Below are 20,939 nucleotides of genomic sequence, written 5' to 3'. Positions count from 1 at the left end.
TCCCCGTTTGGCCTGAGCGGATCCCTCCATGGCAGATGAAACCAATGCAGCCATTCAGTTCTTCCGCGGTGTGAATGAACCGGTCGTGCCAGATATCCGCATGACCCGAAGCCGTGATGGCCGCACCGGTCAGGCCAAATTCGTGTTTGAGGAACCCCAGGCGCTTGCACCTGAGACCCTCGGCGACATTGCCGGCATGTGGATGGTGGATGAGGAGGGATCGCTGGTGACGCGTGAGGTCAATGGACGCTTCGTCAACGGCAAGCCCTTCGCCCTAGAAGCCACCTACACCTGGAAAAACGAAGCAGATTTCGAGCGTTTTATGCGCTTTGCTCAGCGTTACGCCGCCGCCAATGGTCTGGGCTACGCCGAAAACACCGGCGACAATGCTGAAGGTGACAACGAAAACGGGTGAAACTCCCTCAATGGATCGGCCTTGCGGCCCTGACGGCAGCCTGTTTGCTGCTTTGGAGCCTGAGGGATGTGCTCATCCATTTGTTCGCCGGCATCGTGCTGGCCATGGCCCTCTGCACTCTTGTGGGCAGCCTTCGCGAACGTTGGCCAATGGCAAGAAACCTTGCCCTGGTGATTTGCCTGCTGGGTCTGTTGCTGGTGCTCGGCATTGGCATTGCCATTTTGGTGCCACCGTTTATCAGTCAGTTCCAACAGTTGTTACTTCAGCTTCCTGCTGCAGCCCTTGAGCTCAAACAACTGGCGATTGCCACGATCAGCACCATCTCAGGAATGGTCTATGGGCTGCAGGGAGCTAGTGACTGGAGCGCCAGCCTCCTGGCCAATGGCACAGCGCTGCCAGATGGCGCCACCCTTGCCTCAGGACTCGGGGGCGGACTGAAACAGTTACTCGGACTGGCAGGAAATCTTGGCAACGGATTGATCCAAATTCTGTTTGTCATTGCAGTGAGTTTGATGGTGGCGGTCCAGCCCACCGCCTACCGAGAAGCCTCCATTCTTTTGATCCCTTCCTTCTATCGAAGACGGTTCAGAGAGATCCTGCTTCAGTGTGGTGATGCCCTCAGCAGTTGGATGGTGGGACTGCTGATTAGTTCTCTCTGTGTTGCAGTGCTGGCAGGCATCGGTTTATCACTGCTTGGCGTAAAGCTCGTGATGGCGAATGCACTGCTAGCTGGATTGCTGAATGTGATTCCCAACCTGGGGCCAACGATGAGCACCATCTTTCCGATGGCTGTGGCCCTGCTGGATGCTCCATGGAAATCACTGGCTGTGCTCTGCCTTTATGTGGTGATCCAAAACCTCGAGAGCTATGTGATCACCCCCTCAGTGATGCATCACCAAGTCAAGCTGCTGCCTGGACTAACCCTGACGGCCCAATTTCTATTCACCGTGATCTTCGGTCCGCTTGGGCTGCTTCTGGCTTTACCTCTGACCGTGGTGCTTCAGGTGTTGATCCGAGAGGTGCTGATTCACGACATGCTTGATCGTTGGAAACCTGAACGGCGCGCGTTCAGCCCAATGACATAAGGGGCCGCCATGAACGCCAGAAACCTCCTCATCCTTCTCACCCTCGTGGTGCTGACGCTGCTGATCTGGGAACTGCGCTGGGTGTTGCTGGTCTTATTTGGTGCCGTGGTGCTGGCGGTGGCGCTGGACGTTCCAATCCAGAAGCTGCAGCGCTTCGGTCTGCCTCGCCCTGTGGCCTTAGCGGTGGTCTTGCTGCTGCTGGTCCTGGGCGGCAGCCTGGTCCTTCAACTGCTCGTGCCGGAACTGTTTGTCCAGGTTCAAGAACTGGGAGCACTGGTACCGAGTGTGATCAGCAAGCTCAAATCGATCGTGGCCAACGATCCACGACTGCAGAGTTTTGAACAGAGACTGCCAACCCAGTTCAGCTGGGATCGGATCCAGCCCCTTGGAAGCCAGATCCTTGGTGTGGCAGGTGGAGCAGCCAATGGCCTGGTCCAGTTGCTGCTGATGAGCCTGCTAGCCGTGTTGATGGTGCTGGATCCCGGCTCGCATCGACGCATGCTGATCGCTGCCACGCCCCGTCCGGGGCGGGCGATGATGAAACGGGTGCTTGATCAATGCCGAACGGCACTGGGCGGCTGGCTGGCTGGCATGACCCTCTCCGCCACCAGCGTTTTTCTGCTCACCTGGTTAGGGCTCACCCTGTTGAAGGCCCCCCTGGCCCTGTTGAGCGCTCTGGTCTGCGGCCTTCTCACCTTTGTACCCACCATCGGCCCAACAGCGGCAACGTTGCTGCCGCTCTCGATGGCCTTGCTGGTGTCACCAGGGCTGATGCTGCAGGTGCTGTTGCTGCGCCTTGTTCTTCAGAACCTCGAAGCGTTTGTCCTCACGCCGATCCTGTTGCGTCGCACTGTCAATTTATTGCCCACTGTGGCCTTGATGGCCCAGCTCAGTCTTGGAGCCTTGCTTGGACTGCCAGGGGTTCTGTTGGCCCTTCCCCTGGTCGTTGTGCTGCAGGTGGGCATGGAATTAGTCGTGGTGCGTCAAATCATGGACCGGTGGACATAAACGCTGATGGGAAGCCTTCAACGCTTTGCTGAAGGCCCATAACGATGCCAAAGCGAAGGCAGCGCACCAATCACAACAACAGCCAACAGATGGTGTCGAACAGCGAAACTGATGCTGGTGAATGTGACGTGATCCCGCAATAACAGCAATTCCGTGCGGAGGTCAAACAAGGCCAGGCAGAGCAGCAGCAGAGGGAACCAGCGTTCACCCTGCTGTCGTAGGCGAGTGCTGGGCTCAGGCACTGGCAGTTGAGGGCGAACGCCTGGACCAGATGGTGAGCAGTGAAGGGGCCAGAGCAATGCTGGACCAACTGCCCACAATCACACCCAGAGCCAATGCAATGGCGAACCAATAGAGAGTGGAACCACCGAACAAAATCAAGGCCACAAGGGGGAGAAGCGTGGTGCCGCTGGTGTACAGAGTGCGAGTGAGCGTGGCACTCACAGCACGATCAACCTGATCTGTGATGGGCAGATCGGCGTTCTCACGTTGTTTTTCACGGATGCGGTCAAAGACCACAACCGTGTCATTCACCGAATAGCCGGCGATGGTGAGCAAGGCGACAGCAAACAAACTGTTCACCTCCAAACCGATTGCAAGCCCCAACCAAGCAAAGACGCCGGAGACGATCACCACGTCATGGGCAAGAGCTAGCAGGGCTAAAACTGCATAGCGCCCGTCATAGCGAAAGCTGATATAGAGAGCGATCCCGGCAAAGGCAACACCCAGTGAGGTGAGACTGCTGATCAGCAACTGACTGCCGAGACTGGGACCAATCGTGTCAACGGACTGACCGCCCTCAAGGAAGGGACCGGCAACAGGGGCAACGGCCTCGATCACGGCTTGACTCTGACCAGCCGTGAGCGTGGGAAGACGCAGGACGACCGATTTACCACCATCGAGCAGCTGCACGCGAGCGCTATCGAGATTGGGAGACGGAGTCTCACCATCAGCATCAAGGGGAGAAGCGATGAGAGCCTTCTCCACAACGCTGGCCTGCAATGCACTGCAGGCTTGCTCACAACTGCGTTCGAGTTGAATCTGTGTGCCACCGGTGAAATCCAAACCCGGTCGCAGTGGTGCATTGATGGCAGGGTTTGTCCAGCAGAGCGCCAGTCCCGCAATGCTGAAGCCCACCAGAAGGAGGGAGATCCACCAAACACGGCGACGGGATCGACTGAGATTGAGGGCGATCATGACGCGTGTGATTCAGACGGATTGGGTGGGCAGCTGCCGCTGGGGCAGAAAGTTCGTGGGTCGTCGCAGACCCTGATAACTCATCAGGAAGCGCAAGAGTGTGCGCGTGCAGGTGAGAGCGGTGAAGAGGCTGAGCACAACACCAATACCAAGAGTCGCCGCGAAGCCTTTGACCAACCCTGTCCCGAGCGTGAAGAGGGCAACACAGCTGATCAGGGTGGTGAGGTGGCCATCAATGATCGATGAGAAGGCTTGGGAGAAGCCTGTTTCAATCGAACGAATCAAGGTGTTGCCACGGCGAAGCTCGTCTTTGATCCGCTCAAAGATCAACACGTTGGCATCCACCGCCATGCCGATGCTGAGAATAAAACCAGCAATACCAGGGAGCGTGAGGGTGACAGGAATCAGCGCATACACCGCCAGGTTGAATAAGGCATAGAGGCTGAGAGCGACCACGGCCACAAGGCCTGCCAGGCGATAAATCAGCAGCATGAACACGGCCACAAGTGCCAGGCCGGACAGGGCTGCGAACAAACTGCGCTGCACATTTTCAGCGCCAAGGCTCGGACCAATGGTGCGCACCTGAAGGATCTTCACAGGCAGTGGCAGAGCACCACCATTGAGTTTCACCTCAAGATCCCTCGCTTCTTCGGCGCTGAAATTACCGGTGATCTCAGCATTACCACCAGTGATGCCAGCAACTTCGTACTTGGGCCCAACATTGGCCTCACTGATCGGCCGACCATCAAGGAAGATTCCCAGGAGCCGACCAGTGCCCGCGATCGATTGGGTCAGATCCGCGAAGGCTTGAGAGCCCTCAGCATCGAAGGACAAGGTGACGGCCCAATTGGACGTCTGATCGTTCAGCCTGCGCCCCGCGCGTTCAAGCAACTTGCCGTTGAATGCGGCAGGTTCGAAGCGAGCTGCAATCTGCTGGTTCACCTTGTTGAGCAACTGCTCAAGTTGCTCCTGCTCGTTGCCGGCCGAGGCATCCAATCCGAGTGCCTTCTGAGCCCTGGCGAGTTCATCCGCCGTTAGGGCTGATTCAGGATCACTCTCTTCACGCTGCTGTTTGAGCTCGAGGATGCTGCGCACCTGTGCGCGCAGGCGAAGCAGCCCCTCCATCTCTTCTTGGGTATCGGGAGTCTGGGCCCTGAATTCCAGCAGGGCTGTTTCACCAAGTGTCTTCGCGGCTCTAGAGGGATCGGTTTCACCAGGAAGTTGGAGCACCAACTGGTCATCTCCAACGGTCTGAAGCGTGGACTCAGCCACGCCGAGTCCGTTCACACGCAGATCGAGAACGGCTTTGACCAACTCGAGTTCCTTAGGCGTGATCTTGGTGATCTCCCCTGCTGGCTGCACCTCAAGCAAGAGCTGGCTTCCTCCCCGCAGATCGAGACCAAGCTCCATCGGGAAGGAGAGCAGAACGGATCCTGCAGCGATCGCCAGGGCGAGGATGAGGGCGAACCAGCCCTGCTGACGTGCCATCGATCAGAGCCCCTCGCGCACGATTGTCTGAGCCGCCTCAACGATCTGGTGAGGCTGAATGATCGTGAGGTTTTCCAGGTTTCCGTTGTAAGGGGTTGGAATGTCCTGGCTCGATAAACGCACCGGGCGAGCATCGAGTTCGTCGAAGCACTGCTCCGTGATCAGAGCGATCAATTCGGCTCCGATGCCTCCTGTCTTCATGCACTCCTCCACCACAATCACCTTGTGGGTCTTGCGGATCGAACGGGCGATCGTCTCCATATCGAAAGGCTTGAGACTGATCAGATCAATCAGTTCCACACTGATGCCATCGGCCTCAAGCTGCTCCACTGCCTTGAGGCAGTGGTGGCGCATGCGTGAATAAGTGAGGATCGTCACGTCGGTGCCTTCCTTCACCAGATCGGCCTGATCAAGGGCACAGATGTAGTCACCTTCGGGGAGTTCCTCGGTGAGGTTGTAAAGCAGCACATGCTCAAAGAAGAGCACCGGATTGTTGTCACGAATCGCGGCCTTCATCAGGCCCTTGGCATTCGTCGGGGTACTACAGGCCACGATCTTGATCCCTGGCACGGCGTGGAAATAAGCCTCAAGCCGTTGGCTGTGTTCGGCGCCAAGCTGACGACCCACTCCACCAGGACCGCGAACCACCGTCGGAATCGTGTAGTTCCCCCCACTGGTGTAACGCAGCATCCCCATGTTGTTGGAGATCTGGTTGAACGCCAGCAGCAGGAAGCCCATGTTCATGCCTTCGACGATCGGTCGCAGACCGGTCATCGCAGCACCAACAGCCATGCCGGTGAAGCTGTTCTCAGCAATGGGTGTGTCGAGTACGCGCAACTCGCCGTATTTCTCACAGAGGTCTTTGGTGACCTTGTAGGAGCCTCCGTAATGACCAACGTCCTCGCCCATCACACAAACATGAGGATCGAGGGCCATCTCCTCATCGATGGCTTCACGGAGTGCGTTGAAGAGAAGCGTGCCTGCCACAGCGTTACGGATATCCCGGCCATGCCGGCGTCAGCCGCCAAGCTATCTCAGCCCGTGCTGGATCAGCCGCCAGCGGCAAAGGTGGTGAGCAACAACACCGAGAGCAACAACCCAGGCGAGAGCAAAAGCACCAGAAGTCCAAGGTCGTGGGGTGTCATCCAATCAACGCCTGGAACAGCCCAGACAGCTCAATGGGCAAACCCTAGGCACCATCTGCCTGCTCACCTGTGAAAAGACTGCGAAGAAACACGAGAAACAGTCCTAAACCGATGAACGCAAAGCTGAACGTTGCCAGGAAAGACATTCCTGTGAGCAGAGTCTTCAGAGCAGTGGCAATGTTCTGACCAATCGGTGAACTCAGATGGGGGGAGTGGGCAGCGAAATAGAGCACCATGTTCTTGCTGAGGCCAAAACAAAGCCAGGCCAACAGAAGGCTGGTGATGGAACCGGAGAGAAAGCTGAGGGGGCCCTTTCGCCGTTGGGTCGTCGCTTCCGTGGCAGACGAAGTTGAAGCGTCGCTGAGGGGCTTGGTCTCCTGTGCTGGGGTGTCTTGACTACTCATGGGGCCAGCTTGACTCCCCCAGCCTGCAACGAACAACTCCAAACCTCTAAACCAGCATCAGCCAAGGCTTGACGGTGGTGTTCGAGGGCCCTGTCAGCGGCTTCACGGTCGACGAAGAGGGCAAAACAACTGGGTCCGGAACCGCTCATCGCCACCCGCAATTGGCCTGGGAGGGAGGAGAGCAGATCAAGAGCTGTGCGAACGGAAGTGGTTTGGGGTGCCACCACCATCTGGAGATCGTTCTGGAGCGGCGGCGGCAGATCAGGCCGCAATGGCCTGAGCCAATCTGCATGTCTCAATCGCTGACGTCGTTGTTCAAAAGCGCTCTCACTTTGGAGATAGGCGTCGCCACGCTGTCGCTTGCATTCGCCGTAAGCCCAAGGGGTCGAGACACTGACACTCGGATCCTTCACCAACACGACACCCATCGGGGCAACAGACGACGTGCAGGCTTCCAACACCTCGCCTCGGCCGAAGCAGAGCTGGGTCCCGCCGGCGATGCAAAAGGGCATATCGGAGCCCAGCTCAGCGGCCAAGGATTCCAGGCTCTGGCGGCTGTGACCCAAACCCCAGAGGGTATTGAGGGCAACCAGGGCAGCGGCACCATCGCTGGATCCACCAGCCAAACCCGCACCAATTGGGATGCGCTTGGTCAGATGGATCGTTGCACCAAGTTCGTTAAAACCTGAACGACTGCGCAGAAGCTCCGCAGCTCGAACAATCAGGTTGTCGTTCCCCGTACTGAGACCGTCCACATCGCAACTGAGGTGAATCAGACCATCAGAAGTGTTGTGGCAGGTGAGTTGATCAACCAGGTCGATGGTTTGCATCACCATCGCCAACTCATGAAAGCCGTCGTCTCGCAAACCAAGCACCTCAAGGTGCAAGTTGATCTTGGCGGGAGCGGTAACGCGAACGGTGGCCGTCATCCGATCAAGCTGGGGAGTGGGCCTGATTCAAACCCCTCGCCAGTTCGATCCAAACAGACGGTGCCAGCTCCTGGGGCCGCTGCTGCAAATTGAAGCCAGCTGCGCTGGCGAGGTCCTGGAGTTGATCAGGAGGACAGATCCCAGTCAAGGTGTTGCGAAGCATCTTGCGACGGGAAAGGAAGGCCTGCTTCAACAAGCGATCCACACGGATCGCCAAAGCAGGTTCGGGTTGTTGATCCGCCGGCAACGGATCGATCTGAATCACCTCCGACTGAACCTTCGGGGGTGGCTGGAAACAGCGCGGGGGGACAGGGCAAACCGTCGTACAACGCGCAAGCAATTGCATGCGCACACTCAATGCACTGAAATTGCGATCGCCAGGACGAGCCCGGATGCGTTCGGCCACTTCCTTCTGGATCAGCAGGACCAGACGTTTGTAAGGACTTTTCAGGGGACGATCGAGGCGACCGACGAGACGCTCCAGCAACGGCCCAGTGATGTTGTAGGGAATATTGGCGACCACCTTGGTGGCAGCCCGTCCGTCGGGAAAGGTGAGCGGGACGTTGAGCACATCCCCCTGACAAAGCGAAAACCGAGAATGCTCGCCAAAGCGCTCACGCAGGCCTGCGACAAGATCACGATCAAGCTCCACTGCATGGACCGCAGCAGCAGGGGAACTGAGCAAGCGTTCACTGAGAGCGCCCCGACCAGGCCCGACCTCCAACACCCGGTCCTCAGCGCTGAGATCAGAGGCCTCAAGGATCTGATCGAGCACGCGTGCATCACGAAGCCAGTGCTGACCGAAGCGTTTTCGAGCGGTGTGACCAGAGAAACTCATCACCCCAGCCTGAAGGATCAAGGGGAAGGATGGACAGGCGTCATGTCCAGTACAGGGATCCAGCGAACGGGACCATCAGCAGGCGGAAGGGGAACCAAGGCCAAGATCAGCTCGAGCAAGAAGTCATCACTCCAGGGATGAGCCTGTCGCCAACAGTCAACAGCCCGAATCAGTCTGCGACGCTTGTTGGCAGTCAACGAAGACAGACCCCAAGCATCACGACCACAGCGACTTCGACCTTTGACTTCGACCACTAACAAGCGCTGTTTCAGACCTGAGGATTTGACCATGAGGAGATCGATTTCTCCGTAACGACAACGCCAGCGCTGATCCAAACAACACCAGCCACTTGCAAGCAACAGATCGCGGGTGTGTCGTTCAGCCCAAAGACCAGGATCCAAGCTCAAACGGGGAGAGCACATGGCAGACAGGTCATCGCTGATCAGAACCATTCCCCATCGCCGATGCCAGAACACGTTCAATCGAAAAAAGGTTGATCAGGGCCAAGCCCTCGTCAAGAGATCGACACTGACCAACCAGAATCCATGGTGACAAGCAAAACAGTGCCAAGAGAACGCGAGGACGACAGCCACCAACTCAGACCACAAGCACGAAGAGCAAAAGAGACGAAGATCAGTTGATTGCTGGGACGAGCAACTAGAAACCGCTTGACGACAAATCCCAATCAATGGATTCGATCGATAGATCACACGAATGATCCACTAGAAAGAAATGATAGGAATGCAACAGGATGCGTATTGCAATCAGTGGTACTCATTCCCAGAACGAAGTGACCTTTGTGCGTGACTAGGTCAACCGTCATGCCCATAACGCCAGAAAAGAAGAGCCTTACCGTGCACGAGATCACGAGGGCTACAAGATTGGATGTCGCGATCAATGCAGCAAACTAGACAACGGCGCCCAGTTGTATTACAGAACTGGTCGAATCAATACCAAACAAAACCGCACGGATTGCGTCATGCTTGATCGGTGGCCAGTTGATGAGATTGCATACTCTCAATACACTGAAAACTGCAAAACAAGTGACATTAGCAACAACTTTGTGACAGATATGTTGCCGCATGCAAGAGAATCAATCCAGCACTTAGATCTACTGGTCTGGCTTCCCATCACCAATGCATGGCCTGTCGAGATGGAAGATGACGGCATCAGAACCATTGATCTGCCAAGTCGTGATGACGTCGATGCAATCTTGAAGCAGATTTGTCGAGAGCAACGGGTAGGTGTGATGAACGATTGCATCGCACCAGTCTTGATCGAACTTTGGGATGCCAGGGAGGAACATCTCGACAAACTCGTACAAGCAATCAAGAAGCCAATGGCCTGATCACCAACAACCGCTGATGGACCGAACCAAAACCTGCCCGCCTGAATGCGGAAGCGGCCTAGGCTTGTCGGGTGCATACCATCCCCCGATGTGTCGACAGCTGCTGAACGCCTTGATCGCACTAGTCCTGGTGATCACCCTGCCGCTGGCTCCTGCTGAAGCCGCGATGGACTATGCCAAACAGGTCTTGATCGGGGCTGACTTTGCCGATCGTGACATGCAGGGAGTGACCTTTAACCTCACCAATCTGAGGGAGGCAAACTTGTCTGGAAGCAATTTGCAAGGGGCCAGCCTCTACGGAGCCAAGTTGCAGGATGCCGACTTCAGCAACAGCAACCTACGAGACGCCACTCTCGATTCAGCAGTACTGGAAGGCACTGACCTCACCAATGCTGTGCTCGAAGACGCCTTTGCCTTCAATACAAGGTTTATCAACGTCAAAATCAGCGGTGCTGATTTCACCAACGTGCCTGTGCGTGGGGATGTGCTGAAATCCCTCTGCGCAGCAGCAGAGGGAACAAATCCCGTCACTGGGCGCGAGACACGCGACACGCTTGGCTGCTGATGAGCTTTGACCCCCGTAGCTTGGAACGATTACGGCAACTCGGTCGAGAGTTGCCACAGCCACTTGACGCACCACAGCAAAAGACTGCGCCAGATTCCAAATCAAACCCCAAACGGCATCGTGTCGAGACGGAAGACGATCCCGAACTGCTCTTTCATGAGCTAATGAAGGTCAGCAATGACGGAAACGTTCCTGAACATCTAATGGCACGGCTAAAAAAGGCCGAACAAAAGAAGGATGAAGAGCGTCGACGCAAGGATCGATCGTCAGCACAACACGGTAATGAAAGTGGTGGTCAAGATCCATCTCAAGCAATGGAAGAGCTCACGAAAGGCTCCAGAGGAGAGAACAAAAAGGGTAAAAATACACGGCCCCGCCAGTTAACAGCGCCTCCAGGCAGCGAAGAGGAAAGCCTGTATGTGACGTTCGGACAACTCTTATTGGAAGACGACGAGGACGAATCTTGAACCCAAGCCGATGCCGAATTCTGGCCGTGGGGAAGGTTCGCAAGGCATGGGTTCAGGAGGGGATCTCGATCTACCTCAAACGTCTTCCGGGCCTGACTGTGACCGAACTACGGGACAGCACCCCAGAGAAGGAGGCTGAGTGCATACGCCAAGCCCTGAAACCCGATGAGACCACAGTGATGCTGGCGGAAGAAGGAGATAGGTTTGATTCTGTGAATTTCGCCGCACAACTTGAGCGGTACGGATCGGAACGACTTGCCTTTGTGATTGGTGGTGCGGATGGACTCACACAACAGCTCAAGCAGTCGGCCACATGGAGGCTGTCCTTATCACCCATGACTTTTCCACACGACCTGGCCCGATTGCTCTTACTGGAACAGCTGTTCAGAGCCAAAGCAATCCAATCAGGAAGCCCCTATCACCGAGGATAAAGGCAACTGACAGGGCCAGCAGGAGCATCAAAATACTCTCCTAGCGACACGTTAGATCCATACTTAATTCTAAAGCAAGAAGAAGAAGAAGAAGAAGATAATGATGAGCAAAGACAAGCAACAATAGTATTCAAACCAATCGGAAGATGGCAAGCAAGTAGAAGAGCGAACAAATCGACAATCAAGCGAAACAGGAGAACATCATGCTCGAGTCTCTCTAACAACATTGCTGATCAGGTGTAGGCCAACAAGGCCCGAAGGAGAGGAACAATCCGATCAGAAGCATTGGTGACAACAAGAATGAGCCACTGATCACCACAGGCCGACTCATTGCGGACCGAAACGCATCATTGACCGAAGAAAGTAGAGGTGACTCAAGGGAGGTCGTCCCTTTGGGTTGATCCGGGACTGAGGGGTGATGGCTTCCCCTCAGGCTCCTCGGGTGGACGGTTGTTGGGCTGGTGGGGGCTTGGAAATTTCCACCAGCACAACCCAGATTCTGCTGGCTGAATGGGTGAAACAGATCATGCCCAAGCTGCGTGGATCCAACAGAACATCAAAGAGCAGAAGCAGATGACGACGACAACTTGCGTGACTAGGAAAGAATGCAGCGAACAAGCCAGTCGAATCACTGCAGCAAGGAAAGCAGAGAAGAGCACGAGCAACTCTTCTCTACTCACCAAGACAGGCTCAGAGATGCTCGCCCTGAACCCGAATGATTGTTCATCGGATAAAGGGGTGATGAACACAAAATGATGCGACGGAGAGCAACCAAACAACCGGCCACGATGTCAAAAATGCTGCGCGACAATGACTTGATGGTTGACGAGACGAAAAAGCAGCCAAGGCCACAAGAATGATCGATCCAATAGGGGGGTGACGAGATCAGCAGGAAATAAAAAGTATGATGCCAGCCACCTTTACAATGGGAGGCGTAATCACAAGAACAAGACGCAACAAAAAGAATGAAACCTGACACAGTCTGTTCTGCTGAGGTTTCAGTCGCTCCGATGAATGCGCAGAGAATGAGAGCGAAAGAGAGGAACATTTAGGCTGATGATGACGGGCAAGCAGAGAGACGATTATGTTGGATTGGCGTAGAGCTTGCCTGCCAATCACGGTGTTATCTCGATGCGTCGCCTGATCAATGGCCAAGCACATGCTTAAAGAAAAAGAAGAGGATCAACAGTGGTCTAAACATCTCGAGTGAGGTGGACTGATGACAGAGAGAGGATCAACGGCACACCAATTCAACAAACAAACAGATGAACTACATTGCATCACCAACGCGGCGACGATCATCAGCGGCAATACAATCCGGCAGATAAGGAGCAACGATGAAGCACCATTAGCACGAACGGGAGCATCATTGATCACAAACAAAATAAACAAATAAGCAGAAGAAGAAGATCCTATCCTCCACCCAATGACTCCATCACCGATAAAGTCATCAAGACTCTGGGGTGGTCGACACCTTGAGTCACCCGGGTCAGAGAGGTGATGGCTTCCTCTCTGCCACCTGGGATACAGTGATATCGCACAAAAAGGCCGGCAAACTTGTCACTAATAACATAAGTGACACAGGAAGATCATTGGAATGAGTACAACCCGAAAAATAACTCTCTGGTGTTAACAATCACAATCATTTCAGAGACAAGGATTGGATCAGCGAGAGTCTTGCTGATCAAAAGCTTACAAATCAAAAATAGACCCAATAAAAAAGACCTAATAAACAGCCTGCATTTCGCCAGTCATCCAAGAATCAATGGCTTGACAGAGTGAATAATTTCTTTCGATCGTATAGACGCAGTAATAGAATCACTTGGCTACGCATGTGAGGATCAAATAAAACAAGCTTTGGTATGGAGCTGACATCAAGTTCCGACAGGGCAAGGCATCCTATTGAGAGACCCCATAAACACGATGGATCTACGCCTTATAGAATTCCTGGCACGATGCGAAGAAGAAGAACGAGAAGCCGTTGATCGTTGGTTCAACGAGTTTCAACCTATTGCACTTGAAACAATAGGTACGATGAAAGTGGCCCGTGGAACATCGATCAGTAGCGATTACTCAAGAAAGGAAAAATAGGGAACCAACGAGATCAGATCCCGGGAAGATTGATAGAGCAGCAGAAACTGCAATAACCATCAGCCATTTCAGGCGTACTTAGCGGTCATAAGGAATCACAGCGATTAAATCAATCCAGAGCCAAACATATTAGAAGCCTCAATAAGCATTCAATCTCAAAAATAGTCAGCAAGTCGCTCAATATTCGATCAACAACCAAAACCGAAACAGACGCACAATTGCAGAGGGCACTCACGTGCACACGCTACAAAGCATCGAATCATTCACTACAACAGTATTGAGGCCAAATCCATTTGAATGGCGATGTGCAGGGTTAATTCCATGAGAGCCGAAAAGGTGATCCCTATGCCACGATGGTCGAATTCACAGCTCGAGGAATTCATAGACCATATCGAGTCAAATACAAAGGAACGCAACAATTGGCTTCAGTTAATCCGGACTATTGGCCTCGAAGAAACGTTATCATTTTTCCGTCCTTCAAGTAATGGTATTGCCAATACGAGTGAGCAATTATGAGTTCGAAGCGTGAATAAAAAATCACCCTCTTGACGCTCATTGATCAAGGCGCTGAAGCGCATGACGGTTCAATATAAAAGTGTTCAGATTGCTTTTTCATGAGCCCCACAATTTTCTTCGCAACGTCCACTGGTAAAACAGAAGATATCGCTGACCGTCTAAAAGAACTACTACCCGGTTCGGAAGCCAAAGATGTGGATGATCTCGGGTCCGCAGACGAACTTGTGAATGCTGAATCATTAATCTGCTGCGTACCAACATGGAATACGGGTGCAGATGAAGGTCGTTCCGGCACATCATGGGATGAACATGTTACCGAAATTCCAAATATGGACTTTGCTGGTAAAACAGTAGCCATCGTAGGCCTAGGAGACTCCTCTTCGTATTCCGACTTTTTCTGCGATGCTATGGAAGAGCTGTATACAGCATTTTTAGCCGCTGGGGCAAATATAGTCGGCAAAGTAGATATTGATGGTTATACATATAATGCCTCTAAAAGTGTGGTTGATGGGAAGTTTTGTGGTCTTCCTATTGACGAGGACAATGAGCCTGATCTATCAGATGAACGACTACAGAACTGGGTCGGACAAATAAAATCATCCTTGTGATAGAGCAGGGCAGGAACAATATTTCCTGCCCACCTCTATTATCGGTGAACCCAGTCGACCTTGAAATCGGTTCGGGTATTGAGGTATTTATCAATCGACATAGCCGCTATACAGCCATCAGAACTGGCCACTACAGCTTGCTTGAAAGGTGTATTACGGATATCACCAATTGCCCAAACCCCATCCATCTCTGTTTTCAATTCTGCATCTGTTTTTACTCCACCAAATTGATCCAATGGAATTTGGCCATGCAAAAAATCGATAATCGGTTTTGTTCCGTCAGCATAAATAAAAGCACCATCAATACTGAGCTCGAATTTGCGTGAGTTTGATTTCTCGTATAACATTAACGACTGTATTCCCTCTGAATTGCCTTGAATAGAGACGAGGCTGGTACGTTTTAAAACAGAAACATTAGCCTTGTCAGTCAAAGTATCGATATTATTTAATTTATTTGAGGGTTTAGAAGGTTGAATCCAGTACAGTTGCTTAACAAGCTTCGCCAACACGAGAGATTCATCAATCGACTCTTGGTTTGAACCATACACAGCCACATCCTGTTGCTTGAAAAAGGCAGCATCACATGTTGCGCAGTAGCTGATGCCTCTACCAAGGTAGGCTTCCTCTCCCTCAAAGGTCTTCTCCCGAGCCATCGCTCCAGTCGCCAAAACAAGAACCTTACCCCGATAGACACCATCAGGAGTGAAGACTGATTTATAGTCTTCATCTAGTTGAACTCCATAGACCTGAGCAACTTTGTACTCTGCTCCATATTGAATAGCCTGCTCACGCATCATCTCAAGCAGATTTAAACCTGAAATACTAGTTTTAACACCTGGATAGTTTGCAATTTTATGTGTAATTGCCAATGCTCCAGCACCAGGATTTTTATCGAGAATCAGTGTTTTCAGTGATGATCGGGATGTGTACAATGCACAACTACAACCCGCTGGCCCTCCACCAATAATGATGACATCGTAATCAAATGAATCCATCATTAGCCTGCCAAAAGAGTGAGTGTGTTAGGGATTGATAAATTGCATGTCATCATCAGAAATCGTTCAATTTCTGATGCACATTGTCTCGATTTGAAAAGCTGAGGGAAGTGATATCCGTCTTCAATAAAAGCAAATCTGTCTCCACTTTTGAGTAAATTTTGCCAGCGCTGCTCTGACTGTCGGTCAACGACAAAGTCTTTATCACCAACTAGTACCAGAACAGGTAGGTTTTGGGGGATCTGAATCGATTCCATATTAATAGGCTTAAGGACTGAGCCTTTGCAGTATTCCTTATCGAGTGTATTGAGGAATAAACCACTTATTTTTTGATGATCCACTCGATTGTCACTACCAAGCAACATTGGCACCAAATGATTAATAACCTGTTGGCGCTCAAGGTTTTCGTATAGATTTCTCATTTGATAATAATGAGAAAACCAATAGTTAGAGGTCTTTGTGTCAACTGAAATAAGAATCAATCCATCAACAAGGTCAGGATGTTTAGCAGCAAAATTACTAGCAAAGAGGCCACTGATGCCATGGCCGATCAAAACTGGCTTTTCATCCTTGTTTTTGCGCAGTTCTTCAAGTAGATAGGATTCGATCAGTTGCGTAGTGCAATATTCGTCAGGCTCTTGATGAAACTCCCAGCGTCTGACAATATGATTAATAGTGGCCAGTTCGCAAGATAAACGTTTGCTAAAAGGTTTAAGACTTGGCTGTAGATCAATCCATAGCAGTTCTATGGGTTTTTGAAGTGATTTTGCCTTGAGTTGACTATAGGAATTCATTGGTAAAAGTTTGAATAGTCCTTGGCCTTGGTTCTCGTCGTAACTTTGATCAAGCCAGAACGAACCTCTGACAAGAGCTTGGCGACAAGTTTCTTGTCTGAACTGTCTTCCCATTGGTTGCTTTCTAACCAATGAAGATCAGTTTCATTGATCACTTGTGCTGTAACTGAAGAAAGGTACACATCAACGATTTGTGGTTTATTTGGAATGGTAGTAGAGCGCTTATAATTCATTGAATAACCCATTCTTCAGCTGTAAGTTTGCCCATGATTTGAGGGGTTTGATTGGGAATCGGCTTAATGACATAGGTCACTCCCATTGGCTCAGGATAGATTCCAGTTGAGGCTTCAAAAGGATCATCATGTCCGACTAAAACAATATTCTTTCCAACACTTGGCGCTTGATTCAGTAGGGGGTCGACTCGTTGCTTATATTGAGAAATTTGATCTTGATTACATATCTCACAAGGCAGGAAATTAAGTTGATCTGTTTTCTGATATTGACCAAATGCAAGCTCAGCGGTTTTCCATGCTCTACAGTATTCACTTGTTTGTACAGACTCTACTGGGATTGCATGGAATTTGATTCCTTCTCCGATCTGTTTTGCCTGATTGATTCCTTGTGAACTTAACTTCCTCTGAGTGGAACAATCATCAATATCTAACTGTGGTGATGCTTGATCAGCCCAGTCCTCAGTTGTTTGAGCATGGCGAATATAAAGAATGTATCCACCATCCTGGATCAAATCAATTAACTGCTTGCTAGAGAGCTCTGTCTGTGTATCAGCATGATTGTTCAAGGAACATCCGCCGATAAGCAAACCCAGTGCTCCCATCGAAATCAGTTGCTTAAGCTTCATCGTGCTATCTATTTCAAGTTAATTTATCCAGACACAGCTAACATTCGCTTTGATGCGATACGAAGAGAGATGATTTTCGACACGTTATTGTGTGATATTTAATCCTATGGCTACCCAAAAAAAATCCCCCTTCTGCTAGGGGGACTTCAGAGTATGACGCCTGAGTGTGATCACATCTCGAGGCAGAGGATCGATGGCGCGATTAGCTAACTTTACTTTCCCCAAGGTTGTCGAGTGCTTGACCAACTTTTTTGAAGTCAAAGCCCATCCCACGTAGAGCATGCCAAAAATGGCCTTGAAGGAAGAAGAAGCCTAGGTAGAAATGGGTATTCGCCAACCATGCACGCGCAGTATGTGCATCCCCTGTTAGCTGAGCAGTATCAGAAAAATAGGGTGAAAAGGCAAACTGAAGTTTCAGAGGTTCCCCATACAGCTCAACCGGATAAATAGTTGTATTCTGTGCACACCAAATGGCAGTCACAAAACCCATCAGTGCTAGACCGGCCAATGAATAGGAAAGAATTGACTCCCCATTGAAAATCAGAACCTTTTTAAATGGCCCAAAAGGAGAACTGATGATGTGCCATACACCACCGATGGTCAAAGCAAAGGCCAATACCGCATGGCCACCCATCACATCTTCAAGACTGGAAATTGAAAGGAAGTTGGTCTGATAACCCCAAACCATCCCCAAATCAATGTTTGGTTCAACCGTTCTTACTGCTCCTAGAGCAGCATCATAAATTCCATGATGCTTGGCCCATTCCACGAAGGCAATGGCACCTAAACCGAGAAAGATTAGGTGATGGCCAAGAATGAAGCTGAGTTTCTTCGGGTCGTCCCAGGCAAAGTCAAACTTCTTGGCTCGTCCCTCTGCTTCACCCAAGTCTTTGGGTGCGCGAAGCGTGTGCCATAGGCCTGCAGCTCCCAACACTGCAGATGAAACCAGGTGAAAGGCTGCAATCGCGATGTAGGGCTGTTGATCTAGCTGTGTTCCAACCCCGTCGTAGCCAAAACCTAATCCCGCCAGATGGGGCAGCAAAATGAGACCTTGCTCACCAAGAGCAATCGATGGGTCGTAGTGAGCTAGCTCAAACAGAGTAAATGCACCTGCCCAAAACATGATGAGGCCGGCATGGGCAGCGTGTGCCGCAATAAATGACCCTGATCGTTTCGCTACACCAGAATTACCTGCCCACCAGTCGTATGTGACTGATGGATTCCCATAGGACTGCATGATTTGAATGAGATGGCTTCTCGAAGCTAGTCCTCATCAACAATCCAATACTGTTGGTGTTTACATAGCTTTTTGCCGTCGTATTATCCAGTACTAAGCATTGTCAAATACAGCACATTTAAGTCTGTACGTATTTTACATGGGCGCACATCTTTTGGACCCTGTATCTTTTGAGCGTTTATCGGCAAAGACCAAAGCACTTCTGTAACGGGTCTAAGACGTCGTTCCGGCACCCTTCTTGTGCATCTTCCCTGTATCACCTGAACCTCGCTCCGTACGGTTTGTTCTTTGTCACTTATGCATGCAGGGTATAAAAGTGATCCATGACTCAGAACTCAAATGCGATTTTCATACTCCTTGGGATCAATGTATGAATGGCGAGAGAAGCGGCTCGCCATGGCTATTGCTCTGCGTGCACAAAACTGGCCTTATTCAAAGATCTCCCAACATTTATGCATCTCACCAAAAGGAATCATGAGAGACATTAAATGTTACTATCAAAAGCTTTACTCGGCCAACACTTAGGCCTTCTACGCTCGTATTAACAACAATAAATCGATTCAGTCAAACCATATCCGTTGGCTCGACAAAGCTGTTTGCCTACAAATGTTCATTCGGCAATACTTTTCTGCCGGAGAAGAGTGAATGTCAGATCAAACTCAACCAACTGATCATCTGTGGACTGTTTCACTTCCCATTCCGTTTTAATAGAAATGATCAGGCTTCGCTGGCTTGGCCTCTCAGTTCAATTAGGCTGCTTGACTTTTGACTTTTCAGCCTGAGCAGTGTTCTCTGCTTTTTGAGTTGATACCTTATCTGGCTTGTCTGTCGGCTTTTGATCTCCCTTTGTGCTTTTCGCAGAGGTTTTCACAGTGGTTTTCTTCTTTGTCTGCGTACTGACTAGATTTTTCTCACCCATGCCTTTGTAGAGGCCAAATATAATTGCTGATAGGACTGGGATAGAGCTAATACCACCAACGGCCACTTCAAATTGACTGAGGCTCATCTGAGTTTAATTTCACAGCTGTTCGGCAACCTTAATCCTAAGACTCGCTTTGCCTGTATACCTTGACCTCCTGGCCGGCCTCATACCCACGCCATACCTGTAGCAAATGAGTCGATCCAAATCCGTTGGCGTCTTGCCGCAATCCTCTTGATTCAGGCCTAGCTGAGAGTCCATGATCGAGCCGGATCAATCCCTAGTTTGATCTTGAGTATCAACCTGCTACTGCTTTTAACCACGGCATAGGGGATCAGCCATCAACCAAGCTCCCTGCCTTGAACGTGACCTATCGATCCGAAGCTGCTTCTGCTGGTGTGCACTCTGATGAGAGGAGGCGAGTGAGTTTATTGCAACGTTCAAGACTTGAATACCTCCCTCTTGACCCTCAATTCGCTTGCCTCCTGATCCTTTAAGCGATTCGAGGCTAAAGCCTCTGTCATTAGGCCAGAATGGAATACTCAATCCCGACTGAATCCATTCATTCTCGAGTCTCTGGATGGCTTTCAAGCAGCGCAGTGATCAAACACTGCGCCATGAGGCATCTCTAAATATCATCACTGGCCGATTCCAGTAAAGCCATCAATTCTTGAAGCTCTGTTCTGCTTAGCAGCCAATCACCATCTTGATCTTTGATCACATGAGATGTCTTCAGCATCCATGAGTCTTCCAACTTGATGAGCTGGAAGTGCTTTGAGTTGTGATCAGCCATGACAGAGTTAATTCCCTCGCAAGCTTAGCGGTGAGTTTAGGGATTGACTCTTAATTCCTGACCAAAATAGCCTTCATCATTCAACCAGTCTCAGCACTTGTCATCGCCTTGGTTGCTGACATCTCGATTGCAAAGCCAGACAGCTTTAGGCAAAAATGCCCCTGGTCGCATCGCTGCAGAGCTCGCACGATGACCCCATCATTCAGCAGGAATCGTCATGCATGTCACCACGCTGGAGGATGGCTGTCTGAGGGTGTGCCTCCAGCAAGATGGTTTTGAATCATGCTGTGTGGTCTCCAGTCACCACCTTGTAGACAGTAAAAAACGTCAGCTTGAACGGGCCAATCTCCGCCTTGCTTCCACAGCCATGGGTCTGGGTTGTGACCAGCATCACAGCAGTTTGTGAGCTGAATTATCGAATCGGTTGACCAGAACAGCGACGTTGATGACATCCGGAGGTCAGAGCCTCCACCAGCCTGAATCAATGATGTCGTTTGAATCTGGTCTGATCGGAGCCTTGCTGGCTCTCACCTCTGCCTTCACCCTCAACACGGCCGAGCCAATCACTCCCCTCGCGCCGTCCTCCTCCAGGATCCAGCTCTCGTCAATCTCAGCTGACCCCTGCACCACCACCCTTCAGTGGCAGCTGAAGTCAAGCGAAGAAGGGGTTTCACAACCCACCAGAGCCGAGCAGGTCTTGACCGGCTGAAGCATGACGATGCTTGATTATTCGCCAAATGGCTGAGCATCAGCACCTAAAGGCTCGCCTACCTCAGCCCGCAACCAGGCGGGGCGTTCAGAGCGAGG

General features: G+C 51.3%; 25 protein-coding genes. 10 read left to right on the top strand and 15 right to left on the bottom strand.

Features of this window, described 5'->3' with window-relative positions:
- Window positions 1-28 precede the first annotated feature (28 nt).
- From psb28 to SIB72_RS10315, 3 genes are read left to right on the top strand one after another with little or no spacing between them, the layout of a single operon-like run.
- On the top strand, window positions 29-415 hold the full coding sequence (psb28, locus tag SIB72_RS10325; RefSeq protein WP_413743814.1) for a photosystem II reaction center protein Psb28: 387 nt from the start codon (window positions 29-31) through the stop codon (window positions 413-415).
- Entirely contained in the window at window positions 412-1,500 is a 1,089-nt protein-coding gene (locus SIB72_RS10320) for an AI-2E family transporter (protein ID WP_413743813.1), read from the top strand. The genes psb28 and SIB72_RS10320 overlap by 4 nt, the downstream gene beginning before the upstream one ends.
- A gap of 9 nt (window positions 1,501-1,509) precedes the next feature.
- Complete coding sequence (locus tag SIB72_RS10315) at window positions 1,510-2,508, top strand: AI-2E family transporter (protein ID WP_115121680.1); 999 nt, start codon at window positions 1,510-1,512, stop codon at window positions 2,506-2,508.
- Between the two features lie 17 nt (window positions 2,509-2,525).
- Here SIB72_RS10315 and SIB72_RS10310 read toward each other — a convergent pair whose 3' ends face one another.
- The 8 genes from SIB72_RS10310 to SIB72_RS10275 form a co-directional block, all read right to left on the bottom strand.
- Window positions 2,526-2,750 (bottom strand): hypothetical protein, encoded by a 225-nt coding sequence (locus SIB72_RS10310; RefSeq protein WP_115121681.1) that lies wholly within the window; start codon window positions 2,748-2,750, stop codon window positions 2,526-2,528.
- Complete coding sequence (gene secF, locus SIB72_RS10305) at window positions 2,743-3,705, bottom strand: protein translocase subunit SecF (RefSeq protein ID WP_413743812.1); 963 nt, start codon at window positions 3,703-3,705, stop codon at window positions 2,743-2,745. The genes SIB72_RS10310 and secF overlap by 8 nt, the downstream gene beginning before the upstream one ends.
- Window positions 3,706-3,717: 12 nt before the next feature.
- Entirely contained in the window at window positions 3,718-5,193 is a 1,476-nt protein-coding gene (secD, locus tag SIB72_RS10300; protein ID WP_115121683.1) for a protein translocase subunit SecD, read from the bottom strand.
- A 3-nt stretch (window positions 5,194-5,196) separates the two neighbouring features.
- Entirely contained in the window at window positions 5,197-6,180 is a 984-nt protein-coding gene (locus SIB72_RS10295) for a pyruvate dehydrogenase complex E1 component subunit beta (RefSeq protein ID WP_115018207.1), read from the bottom strand.
- A gap of 202 nt (window positions 6,181-6,382) precedes the next feature.
- Complete coding sequence (locus SIB72_RS10290) at window positions 6,383-6,742, bottom strand: DUF3082 domain-containing protein (RefSeq protein ID WP_115121684.1); 360 nt, start codon at window positions 6,740-6,742, stop codon at window positions 6,383-6,385.
- Window positions 6,739-7,671 carry a 4-(cytidine 5'-diphospho)-2-C-methyl-D-erythritol kinase gene (ispE, locus tag SIB72_RS10285; RefSeq protein ID WP_115121685.1) on the bottom strand — a complete coding sequence of 311 codons (933 nt, stop codon included), beginning with the start codon at window positions 7,669-7,671 and terminating at the stop codon, window positions 6,739-6,741. Before ispE ends, SIB72_RS10290 begins: the two co-directional genes overlap by 4 nt.
- Before the next feature lie 4 nt (window positions 7,672-7,675).
- The gene (rsmA, locus tag SIB72_RS10280) at window positions 7,676-8,509 is read right to left on the bottom strand and encodes a 16S rRNA (adenine(1518)-N(6)/adenine(1519)-N(6))-dimethyltransferase RsmA (RefSeq protein ID WP_413743811.1); all 834 of its coding nucleotides are present in this window, start codon (window positions 8,507-8,509) and stop codon (window positions 7,676-7,678) included.
- Between the two features lie 17 nt (window positions 8,510-8,526).
- Window positions 8,527-8,961 (bottom strand): YraN family protein, encoded by a 435-nt coding sequence (locus SIB72_RS10275; protein WP_413743810.1) that lies wholly within the window; start codon window positions 8,959-8,961, stop codon window positions 8,527-8,529.
- 527 nt (window positions 8,962-9,488) lie between these two features.
- On the opposite strand from SIB72_RS10275, the gene SIB72_RS10270 reads away from it, so the two are divergent.
- From SIB72_RS10270 to fldA, 6 genes are all read left to right on the top strand, one after another.
- Window positions 9,489-9,857, top strand: a complete 369-nt coding sequence (locus SIB72_RS10270) for a hypothetical protein (RefSeq protein ID WP_413743809.1) — start codon at window positions 9,489-9,491, stop codon at window positions 9,855-9,857.
- An 88-nt stretch (window positions 9,858-9,945) separates the two neighbouring features.
- On the top strand, window positions 9,946-10,422 hold the full coding sequence (locus SIB72_RS10265; protein WP_115121686.1) for a pentapeptide repeat-containing protein: 477 nt from the start codon (window positions 9,946-9,948) through the stop codon (window positions 10,420-10,422).
- Window positions 10,422-10,889, top strand: coding sequence for a hypothetical protein (locus SIB72_RS10260; protein WP_115121687.1), 468 nt, complete (start codon window positions 10,422-10,424; stop codon window positions 10,887-10,889). Before SIB72_RS10265 ends, SIB72_RS10260 begins: the two co-directional genes overlap by 1 nt.
- Window positions 10,886-11,320 (top strand): 23S rRNA (pseudouridine(1915)-N(3))-methyltransferase RlmH, encoded by a 435-nt coding sequence (locus tag SIB72_RS10255; RefSeq protein ID WP_115121688.1) that lies wholly within the window; start codon window positions 10,886-10,888, stop codon window positions 11,318-11,320. The genes SIB72_RS10260 and SIB72_RS10255 overlap by 4 nt, the downstream gene beginning before the upstream one ends.
- 510 nt (window positions 11,321-11,830) lie before the next feature.
- Entirely contained in the window at window positions 11,831-12,076 is a 246-nt protein-coding gene (locus SIB72_RS10250) for a hypothetical protein (RefSeq protein WP_413743808.1), read from the top strand.
- Between the two features lie 1,949 nt (window positions 12,077-14,025).
- The gene (fldA, locus tag SIB72_RS10245) at window positions 14,026-14,535 is read left to right on the top strand and encodes a flavodoxin FldA (RefSeq protein WP_115018182.1); all 510 of its coding nucleotides are present in this window, start codon (window positions 14,026-14,028) and stop codon (window positions 14,533-14,535) included.
- A gap of 38 nt (window positions 14,536-14,573) precedes the next feature.
- On the opposite strand, the gene SIB72_RS10240 is transcribed toward fldA, so the two are convergent.
- From SIB72_RS10240 to SIB72_RS10210, 7 genes are all read right to left on the bottom strand, one after another.
- Window positions 14,574-15,530, bottom strand: a complete 957-nt coding sequence (locus SIB72_RS10240) for an NAD(P)/FAD-dependent oxidoreductase (protein ID WP_115121797.1) — start codon at window positions 15,528-15,530, stop codon at window positions 14,574-14,576.
- A gap of 2 nt (window positions 15,531-15,532) precedes the next feature.
- A complete protein-coding gene (locus tag SIB72_RS10235) occupies window positions 15,533-16,324 on the bottom strand; it encodes an alpha/beta fold hydrolase (protein WP_413743807.1) in 792 nt (263 codons plus the stop codon).
- Entirely contained in the window at window positions 16,321-16,557 is a 237-nt protein-coding gene (locus SIB72_RS10230; RefSeq protein WP_413743806.1) for a hypothetical protein, read from the bottom strand. Before SIB72_RS10230 ends, SIB72_RS10235 begins: the two co-directional genes overlap by 4 nt.
- The gene (locus SIB72_RS10225) at window positions 16,554-17,159 is read right to left on the bottom strand and encodes a histidine phosphatase family protein (protein WP_413743805.1); all 606 of its coding nucleotides are present in this window, start codon (window positions 17,157-17,159) and stop codon (window positions 16,554-16,556) included. The genes SIB72_RS10230 and SIB72_RS10225 overlap by 4 nt, the downstream gene beginning before the upstream one ends.
- Before the next feature lie 226 nt (window positions 17,160-17,385).
- The gene (locus SIB72_RS10220; RefSeq protein WP_115121692.1) at window positions 17,386-18,420 is read right to left on the bottom strand and encodes a chlorophyll a/b binding light-harvesting protein; all 1,035 of its coding nucleotides are present in this window, start codon (window positions 18,418-18,420) and stop codon (window positions 17,386-17,388) included.
- 745 nt (window positions 18,421-19,165) lie between these two features.
- Window positions 19,166-19,426: a hypothetical protein gene (locus SIB72_RS10215; RefSeq protein ID WP_413743804.1), complete on the bottom strand. Its 261-nt coding sequence runs from the start codon at window positions 19,424-19,426 to the stop codon at window positions 19,166-19,168.
- 541 nt (window positions 19,427-19,967) lie between these two features.
- Window positions 19,968-20,132, bottom strand: coding sequence for a hypothetical protein (locus SIB72_RS10210; RefSeq protein ID WP_170953971.1), 165 nt, complete (start codon window positions 20,130-20,132; stop codon window positions 19,968-19,970).
- A 484-nt stretch (window positions 20,133-20,616) separates the two neighbouring features.
- Between SIB72_RS10210 and SIB72_RS10205 the strand changes: the two genes are divergently transcribed.
- A complete protein-coding gene (locus tag SIB72_RS10205; protein WP_413743803.1) occupies window positions 20,617-20,841 on the top strand; it encodes a hypothetical protein in 225 nt (74 codons plus the stop codon).
- Window positions 20,842-20,939: the final 98 nt, after the last annotated feature.

Source organism: Synechococcus sp. MIT S9451 (assembly GCF_047304725.1).
Taxonomy (GTDB): domain Bacteria; phylum Cyanobacteriota; class Cyanobacteriia; order PCC-6307; family Cyanobiaceae; genus Synechococcus_C.
The sequence above is the reverse complement of the archived record's forward strand: the minus strand, read 5'-3'. Positions and strand labels throughout refer to the sequence as shown.